Origin of the sequence: Pyxidicoccus xibeiensis (assembly GCF_024198175.1) — a bacterium.
Taxonomy (GTDB): Bacteria; Myxococcota; Myxococcia; order Myxococcales; family Myxococcaceae; genus Myxococcus; species Myxococcus xibeiensis.
Genome location: NZ_JAJVKV010000003.1, coordinates 174,758 through 190,394, shown reverse-complemented (window position 1 = coordinate 190,394; position 15,637 = coordinate 174,758). Strand labels below are relative to the sequence as shown.

Here is a 15,637-nt window from a genome sequence, read left to right as displayed (position 1 = left end):
GCTCCTGCCCGGACGCCAGGCCCGTGGACGCGGCCGTGAGGACTACGGGGCGAGCTTCAGGAACAGCAGCTCGTCGTTGCCACCGGGGGCGGGGTACGTCGTGCTGTCCACGGTGACGGGGCGGTCGAATACGCCGCCCAGCACCGTCCCGCCGTCAGGCGAGGTCTCCAGTCCCATCGGGATGAGCTCCGGGGCCAGCACGCGAGACCAGCGGTGCGCACCCGAGGAGGTGAAGCGCGCCAGGAAGTAGCCGCTCTGCGTGGGGTGGCTCAGCACGCCGCCCCCCAGGTCCACCTGGCCGTTGGTGTGCAGCGCGAAGGAGAGGTTCCCGGAAGGGTCCGCGTCGAGGCGGTGGATGATGTCATAGCTGGAGCTGCCCAGCGCCTTCGCCCAGGTGTCGGCGCCCGTCGGCGACAGCACGCCGAGCAGGCCGTCCATGGTGGACCAGCCCGCCGAGTCCGGGAGGCTGGTGAGCGTGGTGCCCGCGAAGCTGAAGGAGCCCTGGAAGGCGCCGGCGAAGGCCACGCCGCCGTCGGGCATGACCGCGAGCGACTCCACGTGCCCGTTCGCGTCGTAGAGCGCGCGGGACCACAGCAGCGTCCCCTCCGGACTGTAGGCGGCGACGAACGGCGTCGAGTCACTGATGGCGCCGAGGCGGCCGGTGCCCGCCTGGCCGCCGACGTAGATGCGCCCCTCCGCGTTGGTCACCACCTCCCGGCCCAGGGTGCTGTCACTCCAGGGGTTGCTGGTGCCCGCGGGGACCGCCAGCGACCACAGGTGCGCGCCCTCCCAGGAGAACTTCGCGAGGAACATGCCGTACTGGGAGAAGGACTCCCCGGACTCGAGCTCCGCACCGCCCAGGTTCAGCCAGCCCGTGAAGTCACCGGTGACGATGAGGCTGCCGTTGGCATCGGTGGCCACCGAGGCCGCATAGGCCCGGATGTTGTTTCCCTCTCCGGACGCAGCGAAGCCGTGGGACCAAACGGGGTCGCCATCGGGCGCGAACTTGGCGACGAAGAACCCCCAGTTGGAGCCGTTGATGTAGGGCAGGGGGCCCGCGCCGAAGTCGGGAGCGCCCTGGTAGGCGCCCACCACGAGGATGTTTCCCAGCGGGGTGAGGGTGATGTCGGTGGCGGCAAGCTGGCTGTCCAGGTTGGACTGGACGTAGACGCGCGACCACTGGTGCGCCCCGCTCGCGGCGTACTTCACCAGGGCGAACCCGTAGGGCGACGTCAGGGGCTGCCCGCCGAAGTTGCCGCTGTGGAAGTAGTCGGCGGCGGCCACGAAGCCGCCCTGCGGGTCCATGGCCATGGCCCGCAGGTACTGGTCGTTCTCACCGCCGCGGGAGTGGCCCCAGGTGACGTCCCCTCCCGTGCCCCGGCGCGCGCAGTAGGTGCGGGCGACGGTCAGGATGAGCTGCGGTTGGCTGGCGAAGGACTCCAGCGACTGGAAGTCCACGCCATTGCCCCCTGTCGGCACCAGCGCGAAGTCGTAGGTGCCCGCGCTCGAGATGGCCGAGGTCACGTCGTACTCGACATAGGTGTTGTTGGCGACGGTGCCCAGGTCGCCCAGGGCGCTGCCCACGCGCGCGGGGCGGGTGTTCCACGTCAGGGTGCTCGCGTCCCAGCTCCCGCTGGTGCGGTAGAGCGCCGGCCCGTCGCTGCTGCCATCCGTGGCAAACAGCTGCAGCCGCGCCTGCGTGAGTGTGACGTCCTGGAGGAGGTAGGGGTCGACCTGGAAGCGCAGGTACGCCTCCAGCTGGGGCGCCCCGTCCACCAGCAGCAGCTGCTCGCTTCCATGCGTGGCGTCCGGCTGGGACGCCGTCGCGTACGTATCCTCCGTCGCTCTCACCCAGATGTCCGAGTGCCGGACCACCGGCTGGCAGGCGTCCGAGCTGGCCGCCTGCTTCGAGGACTCCGCCTCCTGGGGCTGCGCCTGCGCTCCCGTCTGCTCCTCCGCTCCGCCGCAATGGGTCAGCAACATCAACCCCGCCGTCGCGCCCACCACCTTGCCCACCCGCTGCCACACCTTCCACCCAGACATTTCCCGCTCCTCGCCCGTTGCCACTGCATCTTCGTTGCAGATGTCGCCTGCCCGCCGCCCCGGCCCCCGGCCGCTGCGCCTCGGGAGGTGACTGCACTCAACCAATACAAACGTCGTACCAACGTCCCAGACAGTGATTGATGCCGCATCCAGCGCGTGCCCTCACTCATGACGGACTCACCGCTCCGAAGAGGATTGCGCACGAACGCCGTCCCAGGATTCGCGCGCGGAGTCAGGACATGGCCGCCGGAGTTGCCGGGGCGGACTCCAGCTGCAACTGAAAGACAACAGTCCCGAGCGGGTGGATGCCTCCGAGGTCATCCGCGCTGGAGACTTCCCGCCCGGCGGTACCCTGCTGGCCGCCGGCTTCCGCGGCGGAGGGAGGGAGGGGGCTTCCTCGCCGGGGCTCTTCTTGGCGGCCGCCTTCGGGGCGCGGCTTCCTGCGTGGAACGCCAGGGGCGCGCGAAGCCCTTCGCGCGCTCACATTGGGCAATGTATTCGTCGACGCCCGCCTCCTGCCCATGCCGGGCTTCGCAACGAGGCCATGCGGGCCGATGCAGCGGTGTGCTCCAATCCACTGCCAATGACTCCTCCCCCTTCAGGACGTGCCCCCCTCCGCGTCGCGCTGCTGGGCTTCGGCTTCGCGGGCAGGACCTTTCATGCCCCGCTGATTCAGGCCACCGAGGGATTGGAGCTGCGCGTCGTCGCCTCCAGCCAGCCCGAGGCCGTCCGGGCCCGGCTACCGGAAGCCACCTTGGTGTCGTCCGCGCAGGAGGCGGCCACGCATCCAGACGTGGACCTCGTGGTCATCGCCACGCCCAACGCGAGCCACGCCCCCCTGGCGGAGACCGCGCTGCGGGCAGGCAAGCACGTCGTCGTCGACAAGCCCTTCACCGTCACGCTGGCGGAGGCCCGCGCGCTGCGGGCGCTCGCCCATGAGCGCGGGCGCACGCTGTCCGTCTTCCACAACCGGCGCTGGGACAGCGACTTCCTCGCGCTGCGGGCCGTGGTGTCCGCGGGCCTGCTGGGGGACGTCACGCATGTGGAGTCGCGGTTCGACCGCTTCCGCCCGGAGGTCCGCCAGCGCTGGCGTGAGCAGGCGCTGCCGGGCGCGGGCGTCTGGCAGGACCTGGGCCCGCACCTCGTGGACCAGGCGCTGCAGCTGTTCGGCCTGCCGGACAGGGTCCACGCCCTGCTGGCCCGGCACCGCGATGGGGCACAGGTGGATGACTGGTGCCAGGTCACCCTCGTGTATCCGCGCCGGCACGTCGTGCTCCAGGCGTCCATGCTCGTGGCGGGCGGACTGCCCCGGTTCGCCGTCCATGGGACGAAGGGCTCGTGGCTCAAGTACGGGATGGACTCGCAGGAGGAGCAGCTGCGCGCGGGAAGGCGTCCGGGCTCCGAGGGCTGGGGCGTGGACCCCGCGCCCGGGCTGCTGCTGACCGGGGACTCGCGGAACGGGACGCCCACGGTGGCGCCCCGGGGAGACTACCTCCGGTACTACAGCGCACTGCGGGAGGGGCTGTCGGGCTCCGGGGCCAGTCCGGTGACGGCCACGCAGGCGCTGGCCGTGGTCTCGGTCATGGAGGCGGCGGTCCTCGCCGCGCAGAGCGGGCGCGAGCAGCCGCCCGACCTCACGCCGGAGGAGCGCTCCGAGTTCACCGCGGACTTCGACGTGTCCGTGCCACAGCGGTCCGTCCCAGGACCTCCGGGTCACAATTGAAACCCGATGACAGATGACTCATATGTGGCGACCGTGCCGCGGCCCGGGGCCGGACGCGCCGGGCACGCTCAGGGAGATAACTGTGTCGAAACTTTCGATGGTCGCCGCTCTCGTCTTGGGTCCCATTCTTGGTTGCGGTGGTCAGGGCGCTCCGTCCGATTCTCTCTCCGCCGGGAGCGTCAACACGGCGCTCGTGGACGCGGGAACACCGCCCGCGGATGCGGGGACCTCCGTCACCGATGCCGGAACTCCGACGGGCTGGTGGCGCCCCACGCCCGCGCAGCCCATCCACTGGCACTGGCAGCTCTCCCAGGACTTCGTCTTCCCGCGCGACGTGCTGCCCCACAAGAAGGTGTATGACCTCGACGGGGAGCTGACGTCGGCTGAGACGGTCGCGCAGCTTCATGCCCTCGGACCGGACGTCATCGTCATCTGCTACTTCGATGCGGGCGTCTACGAGGACTACCGCTCGGACAAGGCGCGCTTCCCGGCGTCCGTCATCGGCAACGCGGATGAGGGCTGGGACGGCTCGTACTGGCTCGACATCCGCCAGATGGACATCCTCCTGCCCATCATGCGGGACCGGATGCTCCACTGGTGCAAGAACAAGGGCTTCGACGCCGTCGAGCCGGATGAGACGGAGGTCTGGAGCAACGACTCGGGCTTCCCCATCACCAAGGCTCAGAACAATGCCTACAACAAGGCCATCGCGGACATGGCCCACTCGCTCGGCCTGTCGGTGGGACTCAAGGGCAACAACACCGAAGCGCCGGAGCTGGTGGACCACTTCGACTGGGCCCTGACCGAGCAGTGCTGGCAGTACGACGAGTGCGAGCTCTTCAAGGACAGCTTCATCGCGAAGGGCAAGGCTGTCTTCAGCGTGGAGTACAACACCCACCCGGACTGCACCCTCTCGAATCAGTGGCACATCAACTCGAGTCGCCGCGACCTCAACCTCGTGGGGCCCACTTCACGGCGTTACCGCTACCAACCATGTGTCCCAGACGGCCAGGCCACCTGGTGAGGTAGCAGGGACACGCGCGGCATGACCGTCCGGCAAGCACCCGGGCGGGCAAGCGCCCCCCCGGCCCCACCACCCCCACGGGCAAGGCGCTCGCGGGGGATTCGGAGCGAGGGGCCGGGCGTTGAGGTTCCAACCTTCTGCCTCATCCGGCTTGGACCCGAAACGGTGTGTGGTAGCGAAAGTTCCGATGAGTCACTCGACGGATTCGCGCAGGGCCCCCCCAGCGGCTGCTTCGGCTGTCGAGCGCTCCTCCGAGACGGAGCGCACGGCAGACGAGGTCCTCAGGGGTGGGGGGGAGATGGGCGCGCTCATCCGCTCCACGGACTGGTCGATGACGGCCATCGGTCCCGTGGAGCGCTGGCCCCAGAGCCTTCGCACCGCGGTCAGCATCCTGCTCGAGTCGCGCTTCCCCATGTACATCGCGTGGGGGCCGGACTTCGTCCAGCTCTACAACGACGGCTACCGCCCCATCCTGGGCTCGACGAAGCACCCCGCCGCCATGGGGCGCAGCACGCGCGAGACGTTCGCGGAAATCTGGCACATCATCGGTCCGATGTTCGAAGGGGTGATGGAGGGAAAGGCCGTCGGCATGACGGACTTCCTGCTGCCCCTGGACCGTCATGGGTTCACCGAGGAGTGCTACTTCATCTGCTCCTACAGCCCCATCCGTGACGAGAGCGCGGGCGTCGGGGGTGTCCTCGTCACGGTGATGGAGACCACCGTCCGCGTCCTCGGGGAGCGGCGGCTGCGGACGCTGAGGGACCTCGCGTCACGCGCGGGGGATGTGAAGCGGGAGGAGGCCGCCTGGCAGGAAGCCGCACAGGCGCTGGAGGGCAACCCCTTCGACCTTCCGTTCGTCCTGCTCTACCGGCTGGATGACACGAGCGCGCAGCCCCACCTGGTGGCCACGGCGGGGTGGGGCGCGGACACCGCCGCCTCCGCGGGATTCGACTCGGGCCCGGCCCGCCCCGCGTGGCCCTTTGCCGAGGCGATGGCCACCCAGCGCGCCCAGCTCGTCTCCGACGTGCGCGCGCGCCTCGGCGAGCTGCCCCGCGGCACCTGGCCCGAGGCGCCCCACTCGGCCTGGGTGCTGCCCATCTCCCGTCGGGGGGCAGAGCGTCCCCACGGCTTTCTCGTCGCGGGCCTGAGCGCGCGGCGCCCGCTGGACGACGACTACCGGGGGTTTCTGGGGCTGGTGGCGGACCACATCGCCACGGCCGTCAGCAACGCCCGCGCCTACGAGGAGGAGCAGAAGCGGGCGGAGGCCCTCGCCGAGCTGGACCGGGCCAAGACGACCTTCTTCAGCAACGTCAGCCACGAGTTCCGCACCCCCCTCACCCTGATGCTGGGGCCCGTCGAGGACGGCCTCGCGGATGTCCGGGAGCCGCTCCCTCCCGGACAACGCGAGCGCCAGGAGCTGGTGCGCCGCAGCGGCCTGCGGCTCCAGAAGCTCGTCAACACGCTCCTGGACTTTGCCCGCATCGAGGCGGGGCGCGCCCAGGTCTCCTTCGTCCCCACGGACCTCGCCGCGCTCACCCGGGACCTCGCGAGCAGCTTCGACTCGGCGACCGCGAACGCCGACCTCGAGCTGGTGGTGGAGTGTCCGCCGCTGCCGGAGGCCGTCCATGTCGACCCGGAGATGTGGGAGAAGATTGTCCTCAACCTCCTCTCCAACGCCTTCAAGTTCACCTTCGAGGGCGAAATCCGTGTCGCGCTGAAGTGGCTGGGCGGGCACGTGGAGCTCACCGTCCAGGATACGGGCACGGGCATCCCCGAGGCGGAGCTGACGCGCATCTTCGAGCGCTTCCACCGGGTGGAGGGCGCGCAGGGGCGGAGCCACGAGGGCACGGGCATCGGCCTGTCGCTCGTGCGGGAGCTGGTGAAGCTGCACGGCGGGACGGTGGCGGTGAGGAGCGTCCTCGGGAAGGGAACGACCTTCACCGTGAGCCTCCCGGTGGGCACCTCGCACCTGCCCAGGGAGCAGCTCGGTGCCCCCCGGCCGAGACCCTCCACCGGGCTGGCACCTGTCGCGTTCCTCGCCGAGGCCTCCCAGTGGAACGACGCCCCGACCTCCGCCCGGCTCGCGCCGCCGCCCACGGCTCCGGCGCCCCCCTCCACGCGCCAGGAGGGGGCGCACATCCTGGTGGCGGACGACAACGCCGACATGCGCACCTACCTCACGCGCCTGCTGTCGCCACACGGGAAGGTGGAGGCCGTGAGCGATGGTGCGCGGGCGCTCGCCGCGGCACAGGCGGACCCTCCGGACCTCATCCTGTCCGACGTGATGATGCCAGGCATGACGGGCCTCGAGCTGGTCCGTGCGCTGCGTGGGAACCCGCGCACCCAGACCATCCCGGTGGTGCTCCTCTCCGCGCGGGCCGGGGAAGAGGCCACCATCGAGGGCTTGAAGAGCGGCGCCGACGAATACCTCGTCAAGCCCTTCTCCGCCAACGAGCTCCTCGCCCGCGTCAACGCTCAGTTGATGGTGTCCCACCTGCGCCGGCAGGCCGTCCAGTCCGAGCGCGCCCATGCGGAGCAGGCCACCCGGCTGCTCGCGGAAGCCGAGCGTGCGACGCGCTCACGCGAGGAGACGCTGGCCATCGTCAGCCACGACCTGCGCGCTCCCTTGAGCAGCATCAGCGCCGCCACGGAGCTCCTCCAGCGCTCACTGGGGCAGGACGAGCGCGATGCCAGCAGACGCAAGCACGCGGACGCCATCTTGCGCTCCGTGGGCCGGATGAACCGGCTCGTGGGAGACCTGCTGGACCTGGCGAGCATCGACGCCGGCAGCCTCTCCCTCGAGCCCCGGCCCCATGCGGCGGAGGCCCTGGTCCAGGAGGTCCGGGAGGCCTTCGAAGCGCAGGCAGCGGAGAAGGGCATCTCGCTCCGGTTGGAGGTCTCCCCCGGCCTTCCGCCCGTGCCCTGCGACAAGGAGCGCATCCTCCAGGTCCTCGGAAACCTCCTTTCCAACGCGCTCAAGTTCACGCCCCCGGGCGGCAGCGTGCGGGTGCGGGTCATGTCGGAGCCGGGCACCGGGGACGTCCGCTTCAGTGTGACGGACACCGGCCCCGGAATCCCTCCCGAGGCGCGACCCCACATCTTCGACCGCTACTGGCACGCGGCCCAGAAGCGGCGGGAGGGCCATGGGCTGGGGCTCTCCATCGCGAAGGGCATCGTGGAAGGCCATGGTGGACGCATCCAGCTGGAGCGCCTCCCTGGCGCGGGCAGTACCTTCTCCTTCTCACTGCCGCTGACCCAGCAGGCGAAGGCGGCCCTGTCCGCGGTCCCGTCCGCTCACCGCCCGGCGCCGCCGCCCGTGGCGCGGCCAGCCTCCGAGGAGCGCTTCCTCCAGGGCGGTGGCGAGATGGGCGCCCTGATGCGCTCCAACGACTGGTCCCAGAACCCGCTGGGGCCGCCCGAGCGCTGGCCGCAGTCGCTGCGCACGTCCGTCAGCACGATGCTCCGCTCCCCCTATCCCATCATCCTCTTCTGGGGGCCCGAGCTCATCATGCTGTACAACGACCCGTTCCGGCCCATCCTGGGCGCGAAGCATCCGCAGACGCTGGGGGCGCGCGGGAACGAGGCGCTGGCCGAGGAGTGGACCCTCCTGGGCCCCCTGATGAAGCGGGTACACGAGACGGGCGAGCCCCTGTTCATCGAGAACGGGAACGTCAACTTCGCGCGCCGCCCCGGCGGCCTGAGGGAAGAGGCCTACTTCACCTGGTCCTACAATCCGACCATCGGCGAGTCGGGGGACATCGCGGGCCTCTTCGCCATCTCGAGCGAGACGACGCGGCAGGTGGTGGGTGACCGGCGGCTGGCGATACTCCGGGAGCTGTCCATCCGGACGGCCCTCGACAAGAAGGTCGAGGACATCTACCGCTCGCTGGGGGACGTCCTCTCGCAGGCCGGCCATGACGTGCCCTTTGCCCTCCTCTACGCCGTCCACGCGGGCAGGGCCCGCCTGGTCAGCTGCGCCGGCCTGACGCAGGGAGCGCGCGCCGCGCCCACCGAGCTGAAGCTGGGCGACAGCGCCTCCTGGCCGCTCGAGAGCGTTGCCCGCTCGGGGCAGGAGGTCCTGCTCGAAGACCTCCACTCGAAGTTCGGCCCCCTTCCGGGCGGGCCCTGGCCCGAGCCCGCGACGCGCGCCCTCGTGCTCCCGGTGGCGATGGGCGCGGATGCGGACTCGACGGGCGTGCTCGTCGTCGGGCTCAGCCCGCTGCGCGCGCTGGATGACGAGTACCGGGGCTTCCTGCAACTGCTGGCACGCCAGCTGGCCGCCAGCATCTCCAGCGCGCGCGCCTATGAGCAGGAGCGCAAGCGGGCGGAGGAGCTCGCCCAACTGGACCAGGCCAAGACCGCCTTCTTCAGCAACGTGAGCCACGAGTTCCGGACTCCGCTGACGCTGATTCTCGGCCCCATCGAGGATGCGCTGTCGAAGACGCAGCGGGCCCTGGAAGGAGAGCCGCTCGAGCTGGTCCGCCGCAATGCCCTGCGGCTCTACAAGCTGGTCAACACCCTCCTCGACTTCTCGCGGATGGAGGCGGGCCGCGCGCAGGCAACCTTCTCCCCGACGGACCTCTCGACCTTCACATGCAGCCTGGCCAGCGCCTTCGAGTCCGCCGCGCGAAGCGCGGGCCTGGACCTGGTGGTGGATTGCCCACCGCTGCCCGAGGCCATCTACGTAGACCCGGACATGTGGGAGCAGATCGTCCTGAACCTGCTCTCGAATGCCGTGAAGTACACCCACCAGGGAGAAATCCGTGTCACCCTCGGGTGGGCGGACATGCAGGCCGTGCTCACCGTCCAGGACACGGGCGTGGGCATCCCCGAAGAAGAGCTCCCGCGAATCTTCGAGCGCTTCTATCGCGCGCGCGCCCCTCAAGGACGAAGCCATGAGGGCACCGGCATCGGCCTCGCGCTGGTGCAGGAGCTGGTGAAGCTGCATGGCGGAACCATCACGGTGACGAGCAGGCAGGGGGAGGGGAGCACCTTCACCGTGCGCCTGTCGCGGGGCTCGGCGCACCTTCCCAGGGAGCGGGTCGAGCAGACGCTCAGGACGCGCGCGTCCCCGAGTGGAGCCGCGCCCTTCCTGGAGGAGGCCCAGCGCTGGTCCTCGAGCACCGGGGCCGAGGCGGACACCGCCAGCTCCGACACGCTCGCGGTGCCACCGGAGGACCTGCAGGCCCGCATCCTCCTCGTGGACGACAACGCGGACCTGCGCACCTATGTCGCCGGGCTGCTTCGGCGCAGCTTCCCCAACGTCCAGACGGCGACAGACGGAATCCAGGCGCTGGAGGCGGCCCGCACCCAGCCGCCGGACCTCATTCTGTCCGATGTGATGATGCCCGGGCTGGACGGCTTCGGCCTGGTGCAGGCGCTGCGGGCCGACGAGCGCACCCGCGCCATCCCCATCATCCTGCTGTCCGCCCGGGCGGGCAATGAGGCCACGGTGGAGGGGCTGCACAGCGGCGCGGACGACTACCTGGTGAAGCCCTTCTCGGCGCGGGAGCTGCTGGCCCGTGTCCGCACCCAGCTGGAGATGGCGCGCGTGCGCCGGGACGTGGCGCGCCACGAGCTCGCCGAGGAGCAGCTCCGCGCCAAGGTGCAGGCGCGCGACGAGTGGCTCGCCGTCGTGAGCCACGAGCTGCGCACGCCCCTGAGCGCGCTGGCGCTGAGCGTCCATTCGCTGATTCGCGGCATCACCTCCGCGGAGCGGGCCACGCAGCCTCTCGAGGAGGTGCGCACCCGGGTGCCTGCCGTGGAGCGGCACCTCCACCGGCTGACGCGCCAGGTGGAGCAGCTCGTCGACGTCGCGGAGCTCGTCTCGGGGCGCCTGGAGCTCACCCTTGAGCCGCTCGACCTCGCGACAGTCGTTGGCAACGTCGTCGAGGAGACGCGCGAGAAGGCCGCGCGCGCGGGCTGCCCCCTCACCTTCAGCGCGAGCGCGCCCGTCGAGGGCCTCTATGACCGTGCGCGGTTGCGCCAACTGGTCGAGAGCCTCCTCGACAACGCCCTCAAGTTCGGGATGGGCCAGCCCGTGGAGGTCGCCGTGGCGGAGGACGCGGGCCGTGCGTCGATTCGCATCACGGACCATGGCGCAGGTGTCCCGTCCGGTGACGAGGAGCGCATCTTCGGCCGCTTCGAGCGCGCCGCGCCCGTCACGAACTACGGGGGCTTCGGGCTGGGCCTGTGGATGGCTCGCCACATCGCGGAAGCCCACGCCGGAACCCTCCAGCTGACGAGAACGCAGGAGGGAGGGGCCACCTTCACGGTGGTGCTCCCGAGGAACGCACCCGCGGGAGGGCCCACGGCGCCGCGTTGACGCCGCGGCCTTCGAGCGGCGGCACGAGGCGCGCTGTTCCGGCTCACCCCTTCCGGAACGTGCCGTGGAAGCCCAGCGGCAGCGCGCGCGGCAGCGTGGCGAGCGCCACGGGCCCATCGTCGAGGTGCTCCGCGTCGAACGCCGCCAGGCGCGTCTGGCCGCGCACGCAGTCCAGTGACGTGCCCAGCAGCCAGCCCTGGCCCTCGCGCGGTCCCCCGGGCACGAAGAGGTGCTCCTCGGCGATGATGCCCGGGCCGTAGTCGAAGTGCTGCACCTTGCCGCGCTCGACGTCGATGCGCGCGATGGCGCCGCTGTGCGGGAGCTTCGGGTCCGCGGTCTCGAGCGTGACGAAGTGCGCGCTCCCGCGCCGGCTCGGGACGCGCGGGTCCACGACAGGGAATTCCGCGCCGTGGGGGCTGCGCGTGACGCGGCCCTGGCCCGCGCCCAGGGGAATCTCCAGCTGTGCCAGCAGCGCCGGCTGGAGACCCTTCACCCGTCCCTGGACGTTCTGGTCCAGCGTCAGGTGCATGAAGTGCGCGTCCTCGTACCAGCACGCGTACGCGCGCAGCCGGTCCCCGTCCTCCCACGCGTGGCCGAAGTGGAAGGCGAAGCCCGCGGGCAGCTCCCGTCGCACCACACGCGTCAGGTCCGCCTTCTCCACCACGAGCACCGTCGTGCCCAGCGACGGCTGCCAGGCCTCCGCGTCGAACCACGTCACCCCGCGCTCCTGCTCCCACAGCAGCGGCGCGAGCACCACGACGAGGTGGCGCTCCGTCTGCGCGAAGGCGTGTGCGTAGCCGGGGAAGGGCATGGGCAGGTGTGAGGACTGAAGCAGCCGCCCGTCGGCGCTGAAGTGGTACAGCACCATCAGGCCGTGCTCGTCCGCGTAGGGGGCGAGGCCGAAGTTCCAGTAGCTGCCGTCGCGCTCGGGCAGCGGGTGCGCGGAGAAGGGCACGCCGGTGAGCTCCGGTGACCAGTCCTTCGTGCCGCGCGTCTCGAGCGTCTCGGGGTCCAGCCGGTAGGCGGAGCCCGCTTCCCAGAGCGCGAGCAGCTCGCCGCCCACCATGAGCACCGACGTGTTGGCCGTGTTGTGCGCATCGTTGCCGCGCGCGGGCAGCTCGGCGGTGCCCAGCGCGTAGTGGCCCAGTCGCTCCTCGTGCTGGTACTTGAAGGTCGACACGAAGCGCCCGTGGTGGGTGACGCCGCGGGGCGAGACGCCGAACGCCTGCACCATGCCGTCGCCGTTGAACCAGTGGCTCACGCGCTGGCCCGCGCGCTCCATGCGGCCGGGGCCATTGCGGTACAGCGTGCCGTGCAGCGCGTCCGGGAAGCGGCCTTGCACGCGTGCTTCCACGGGCGCCAGCGCGTCCGTCGTCAGGGAGCGCCAGCCCAGGGCCCAGTCGGGAGCCCGGGACGGCGCGGCGGCGGGACGCAGGCCCGAGGTGCAGCCGGCGAGCAGCGCGGCGCCCATCCCCTGCAGCAGTGTGCGGCGGTCCATGGCGTCGCCTCAGAACACGTTGAGGGTGAGCGTCGTGCCGTCGGCGCCCAGCGTGAACTTCGCCTCGTCGAACGCGGGCCTTCCGCGCGCGCCCACGTTGTTGCTGAAGGCGTAGCCCTCCTTGGGGATGCCGATGAGGTTGGTGTCCAGCTTGTTGTTGCCGTTGGCGTCGTGGAACAGGCTCACGGCGTAGTCCCCCGGCGCGAGGTCCGGGAGGGTGATGGTCAGCTTCGTGTCGGTCACCTCCACGCGGCGCACGGCCGCGGGCTCGCCCTTGCCGTTGAACGACGCAGCGCTGGAGTGCACGGCGATGAAGACGTGGCCGGACTTCTGGGTCAGACCCTTGAGCTCCAGGGTGAGCGTTGCGGCATGGACGTTGGCGGCCAGCAGCAGGGCGGCGGCGAGCAGGAGCTTCATGGTGTGCCTCGGGGTGCGGCGAGTGGATGCGAGGCAATATGAAGGGCCCTGCCCATGGCCACATGTGCCGGAAGTCACGTGTGGGCTCTTTTTTCACGCGGCCGTCAGCTCATCCCTCGCGTGTGGCCACCGCCAGGGCCGCCGGGATGGTCTTCCGCATCAGCTCCACGAACCTGCGCAGCCTCACCGGATGGAACCGCGCCGCCGGGTAGAGCAGGTACATCGGCAAGGGCGCGGCCCGCCAGTGCGGCACCAGGTGCAGGAGCCGGCCGCCCACGATGTCCTCGTGGAGGACCCAGGACGAGCCCACGCAGACGCCGAGGCCGTTCACCGCGGCGCTGCGCAGGGCATAGAGGCTGTCGGTGCTCAGGCGTGGATGGAAGCTGATGGGCTGGACCTCGCCGGTGTCCACGTGGGTCAGCGATATCTCGTTGCGGTAGAACGTGCGCAGTGACAGCCAGGGCAGCCGTGCGAGCTCGTCGGGATGGGTCGGCACGGTCAGGCCCGCGAGCACCGACGGCGCGGCCGCGACGATGCGTGGCACCTCGGCCACGCGGATTGCCACCACGCTGGGGTCATGCACCTCGCCGACGTGAATCGCGCAATCGATGGCGTCCCCGATGAAATCCACCGCCCGGTCGTGCAGCAGCCATTCGACGGAGACCCGCGCGTGGCGATTCAGGTATTCCGTCAGCGGCTCCACCAGCAGTTGCTGCCCGAACGCATGGGGCACCACGACGCGCAGCGTGCCCTCCGGTTCGTTGTTCGCGCCACGCAGGTCGGCCTCGAACATCTCCCAGCTGGCCAGCAGCTCCTTCGCGCGTTCGTAGCAGCGCGCGCCGTCTTCGGTGAGCTTCATCGCATGCGTGGAGCGCTGGAGAAGCCGCAACCCCAGCGAGCGCTCCAGCGCCTGGAGCCGCCGGCTCACGGTCGGCTGCGTGGTGCCCAGCTGCGCGGCGGCGGAGGACAGGCTCCCCGCGTCGACGATGCGGATGAAGGTCTGCATCAACTCGAGCCGGTCGGCGGTGGCTGGCGCGGTAGGGGGGCGGACCCGCCGCTGGGAGACACGCGGCCGGGCCGGCTTCGAAGGGTGGGGCATGAGGGCGCACTCCAGGGCGGCTCATACGCTTGCCGTATAACCGCTGTGCGGAGCACGCTACTACCGATGCCTCCTCCTCTGGCGCACTGTTGCTTCGACTCGCAGCGCCAGGGTGAATCACATGTCCTTCATTCGTGCCGTACATGAAACCGCCGGAACCGGCCCCGGGCCCGCAGCAGCCTCGGCCGCCACGGCCCCGACCGCCGGCCATGGTGGCAGCGGGCACTTGTCGAGCGGCCTGCGCCTGCTGCTGGCCGCGAGCGCCGGGCTGTCGGTGGCGTCCATCTACTACAGCCAGCCGATGCTGGGGGTGATGGGGGCCGCCCTCGGAGCCTCGGACACCGCGGTGGGCCTCGTGCCCACGCTCACGCAGCTGGGGTACGCGCTGGGCATCCTGCTGCTGACGCCGCTCGGCGACCGCTTCGACCGGCGCCGCATCATCGTCGTCAAGGCCGTGCTGCTGAGTGTGGCGCTGCTGCTGGGCGGCCTCGCCCCGGACATCCGCCTGTTGCTGATGGTGAGCTTCGCCGTCGGCCTGACGGCGACCCTGGCGCAGGACATCGTGCCGGCCGCCGCGACCCTTGCCCCCGAGCGCGAGCGCGGGAAGGTGGTCGGCACGGTGATGACCGGGCTGCTGCTCGGCATCCTGTTGTCCCGCGTCATCAGCGGTGGGGTCGCCGAGCACTTCGGCTGGCGCGCCATGTACGTGGCTGCCGCCGCCAGCGTGGCGCTGGTGGGCGTGGCGGCCTGGCGCGGCCTGCCCCGCTTCCAGCCGACGAGCACGCTCTCGTACGGCGCCCTGCTGGGCTCACTCGCGGGACTGTGGAACAGGCACGGTGCCCTGCGCCGGGCCGCGCTGGCCCAGGGCCTGCTCTCGGTGGGCTTCAGCGCGTTCTGGTCCACCCTTGCCGTGATGCTGCATGGCGCCCCCTTCCACCTGGGCAGCGCGGCCGCCGGTGCCTTCGGCCTGGCCGGCGCGGCCGGTGCGTTCGGCGCGCCGGTGGCGGGCCGCCTCGCGGATCGCTTCGGCCCCGAGGTGGTCACCCGCCTGGGCGCTGGACTGACGGTCCTCTCGTTCGCCTCGATGTTCGCGTCGCCGTGGCTCGAACCGCACACCCGGCTGTGGCTGATTGCCGCCAGTGCCATCGGCTTCGACCTCGGCGCCCAGATGACGCTCGTGGCGCATCAGACCATCGTCTTCGGCATCGACCCCGCCGCCCGCAGCCGGCTCAACGCGGTGCTGTTCGTCTGGATGTTCATCGGCATGTCCATCGGCTCGGCGAGCGGAAGCTTCGTGCTGGCCCGGTGGGGATGGATGGCCGTGACGCTGCTGGCGACCGCCTCGGCGCTGGCGGCCTTGCTCGTCCGCCTGGTTCCGGGAGCACGGCTGGCCCGCTGAGCCACTCCAATCATGTCCCACACCGCGGCGTGCCGCCCGTCATCCTCCTGTCATCCACCCCCTGCGAGGACGCGCTGCGAATCCCCGGGGCATGCGCGCCCCGGGTAAG

General features: G+C 70.9%; 8 protein-coding genes. 4 read left to right on the top strand and 4 right to left on the bottom strand.

Annotated elements, in window-relative coordinates; all coding sequences use genetic code 11:
• Positions 1-42: 42 nt before the first annotated feature.
• Positions 43-2,043, bottom strand: coding sequence for a CBM96 family carbohydrate-binding protein (locus LXT23_RS13430; RefSeq protein WP_253980569.1), 2,001 nt, complete (start codon positions 2,041-2,043; stop codon positions 43-45).
• A gap of 583 nt (positions 2,044-2,626) precedes the next feature.
• On the opposite strand from LXT23_RS13430, the gene LXT23_RS13425 reads away from it, so the two are divergent.
• The 3 genes from LXT23_RS13425 to LXT23_RS13415 all read left to right on the top strand — a co-directional run bounded on the left by LXT23_RS13425 (position 2,627) and on the right by LXT23_RS13415 (position 11,115).
• A complete protein-coding gene (locus LXT23_RS13425; protein ID WP_253980568.1) occupies positions 2,627-3,766 on the top strand; it encodes an oxidoreductase in 1,140 nt (379 codons plus the stop codon).
• Positions 3,767-3,881: 115 nt separating this feature from the next.
• Complete coding sequence (locus LXT23_RS13420; RefSeq protein ID WP_253980567.1) at positions 3,882-4,790, top strand: endo alpha-1,4 polygalactosaminidase; 909 nt, start codon at positions 3,882-3,884, stop codon at positions 4,788-4,790.
• A gap of 298 nt (positions 4,791-5,088) precedes the next feature.
• Complete coding sequence (locus LXT23_RS13415; protein WP_253980566.1) at positions 5,089-11,115, top strand: ATP-binding protein; 6,027 nt, start codon at positions 5,089-5,091, stop codon at positions 11,113-11,115.
• A 43-nt stretch (positions 11,116-11,158) separates the two neighbouring features.
• Here the strand turns inward: LXT23_RS13415 and LXT23_RS13410 are convergent, their stop codons facing one another.
• The 3 genes from LXT23_RS13410 to LXT23_RS13400 all read right to left on the bottom strand — a co-directional run bounded on the left by LXT23_RS13410 (position 11,159) and on the right by LXT23_RS13400 (position 14,129).
• Positions 11,159-12,613 (bottom strand): carotenoid oxygenase family protein, encoded by a 1,455-nt coding sequence (locus LXT23_RS13410; RefSeq protein ID WP_253980565.1) that lies wholly within the window; start codon positions 12,611-12,613, stop codon positions 11,159-11,161.
• Between the two features lie 9 nt (positions 12,614-12,622).
• A complete protein-coding gene (locus LXT23_RS13405) occupies positions 12,623-13,030 on the bottom strand; it encodes a DUF2141 domain-containing protein (RefSeq protein WP_253980564.1) in 408 nt (135 codons plus the stop codon).
• Between the two features lie 109 nt (positions 13,031-13,139).
• Entirely contained in the window at positions 13,140-14,129 is a 990-nt protein-coding gene (locus LXT23_RS13400; RefSeq protein ID WP_253980563.1) for a LysR family transcriptional regulator, read from the bottom strand.
• 226 nt (positions 14,130-14,355) lie between these two features.
• Between LXT23_RS13400 and LXT23_RS13395 the strand changes: the two genes are divergently transcribed.
• Complete coding sequence (locus LXT23_RS13395; RefSeq protein WP_323378934.1) at positions 14,356-15,528, top strand: MFS transporter; 1,173 nt, start codon at positions 14,356-14,358, stop codon at positions 15,526-15,528.
• Positions 15,529-15,637 lie beyond the last annotated feature (109 nt).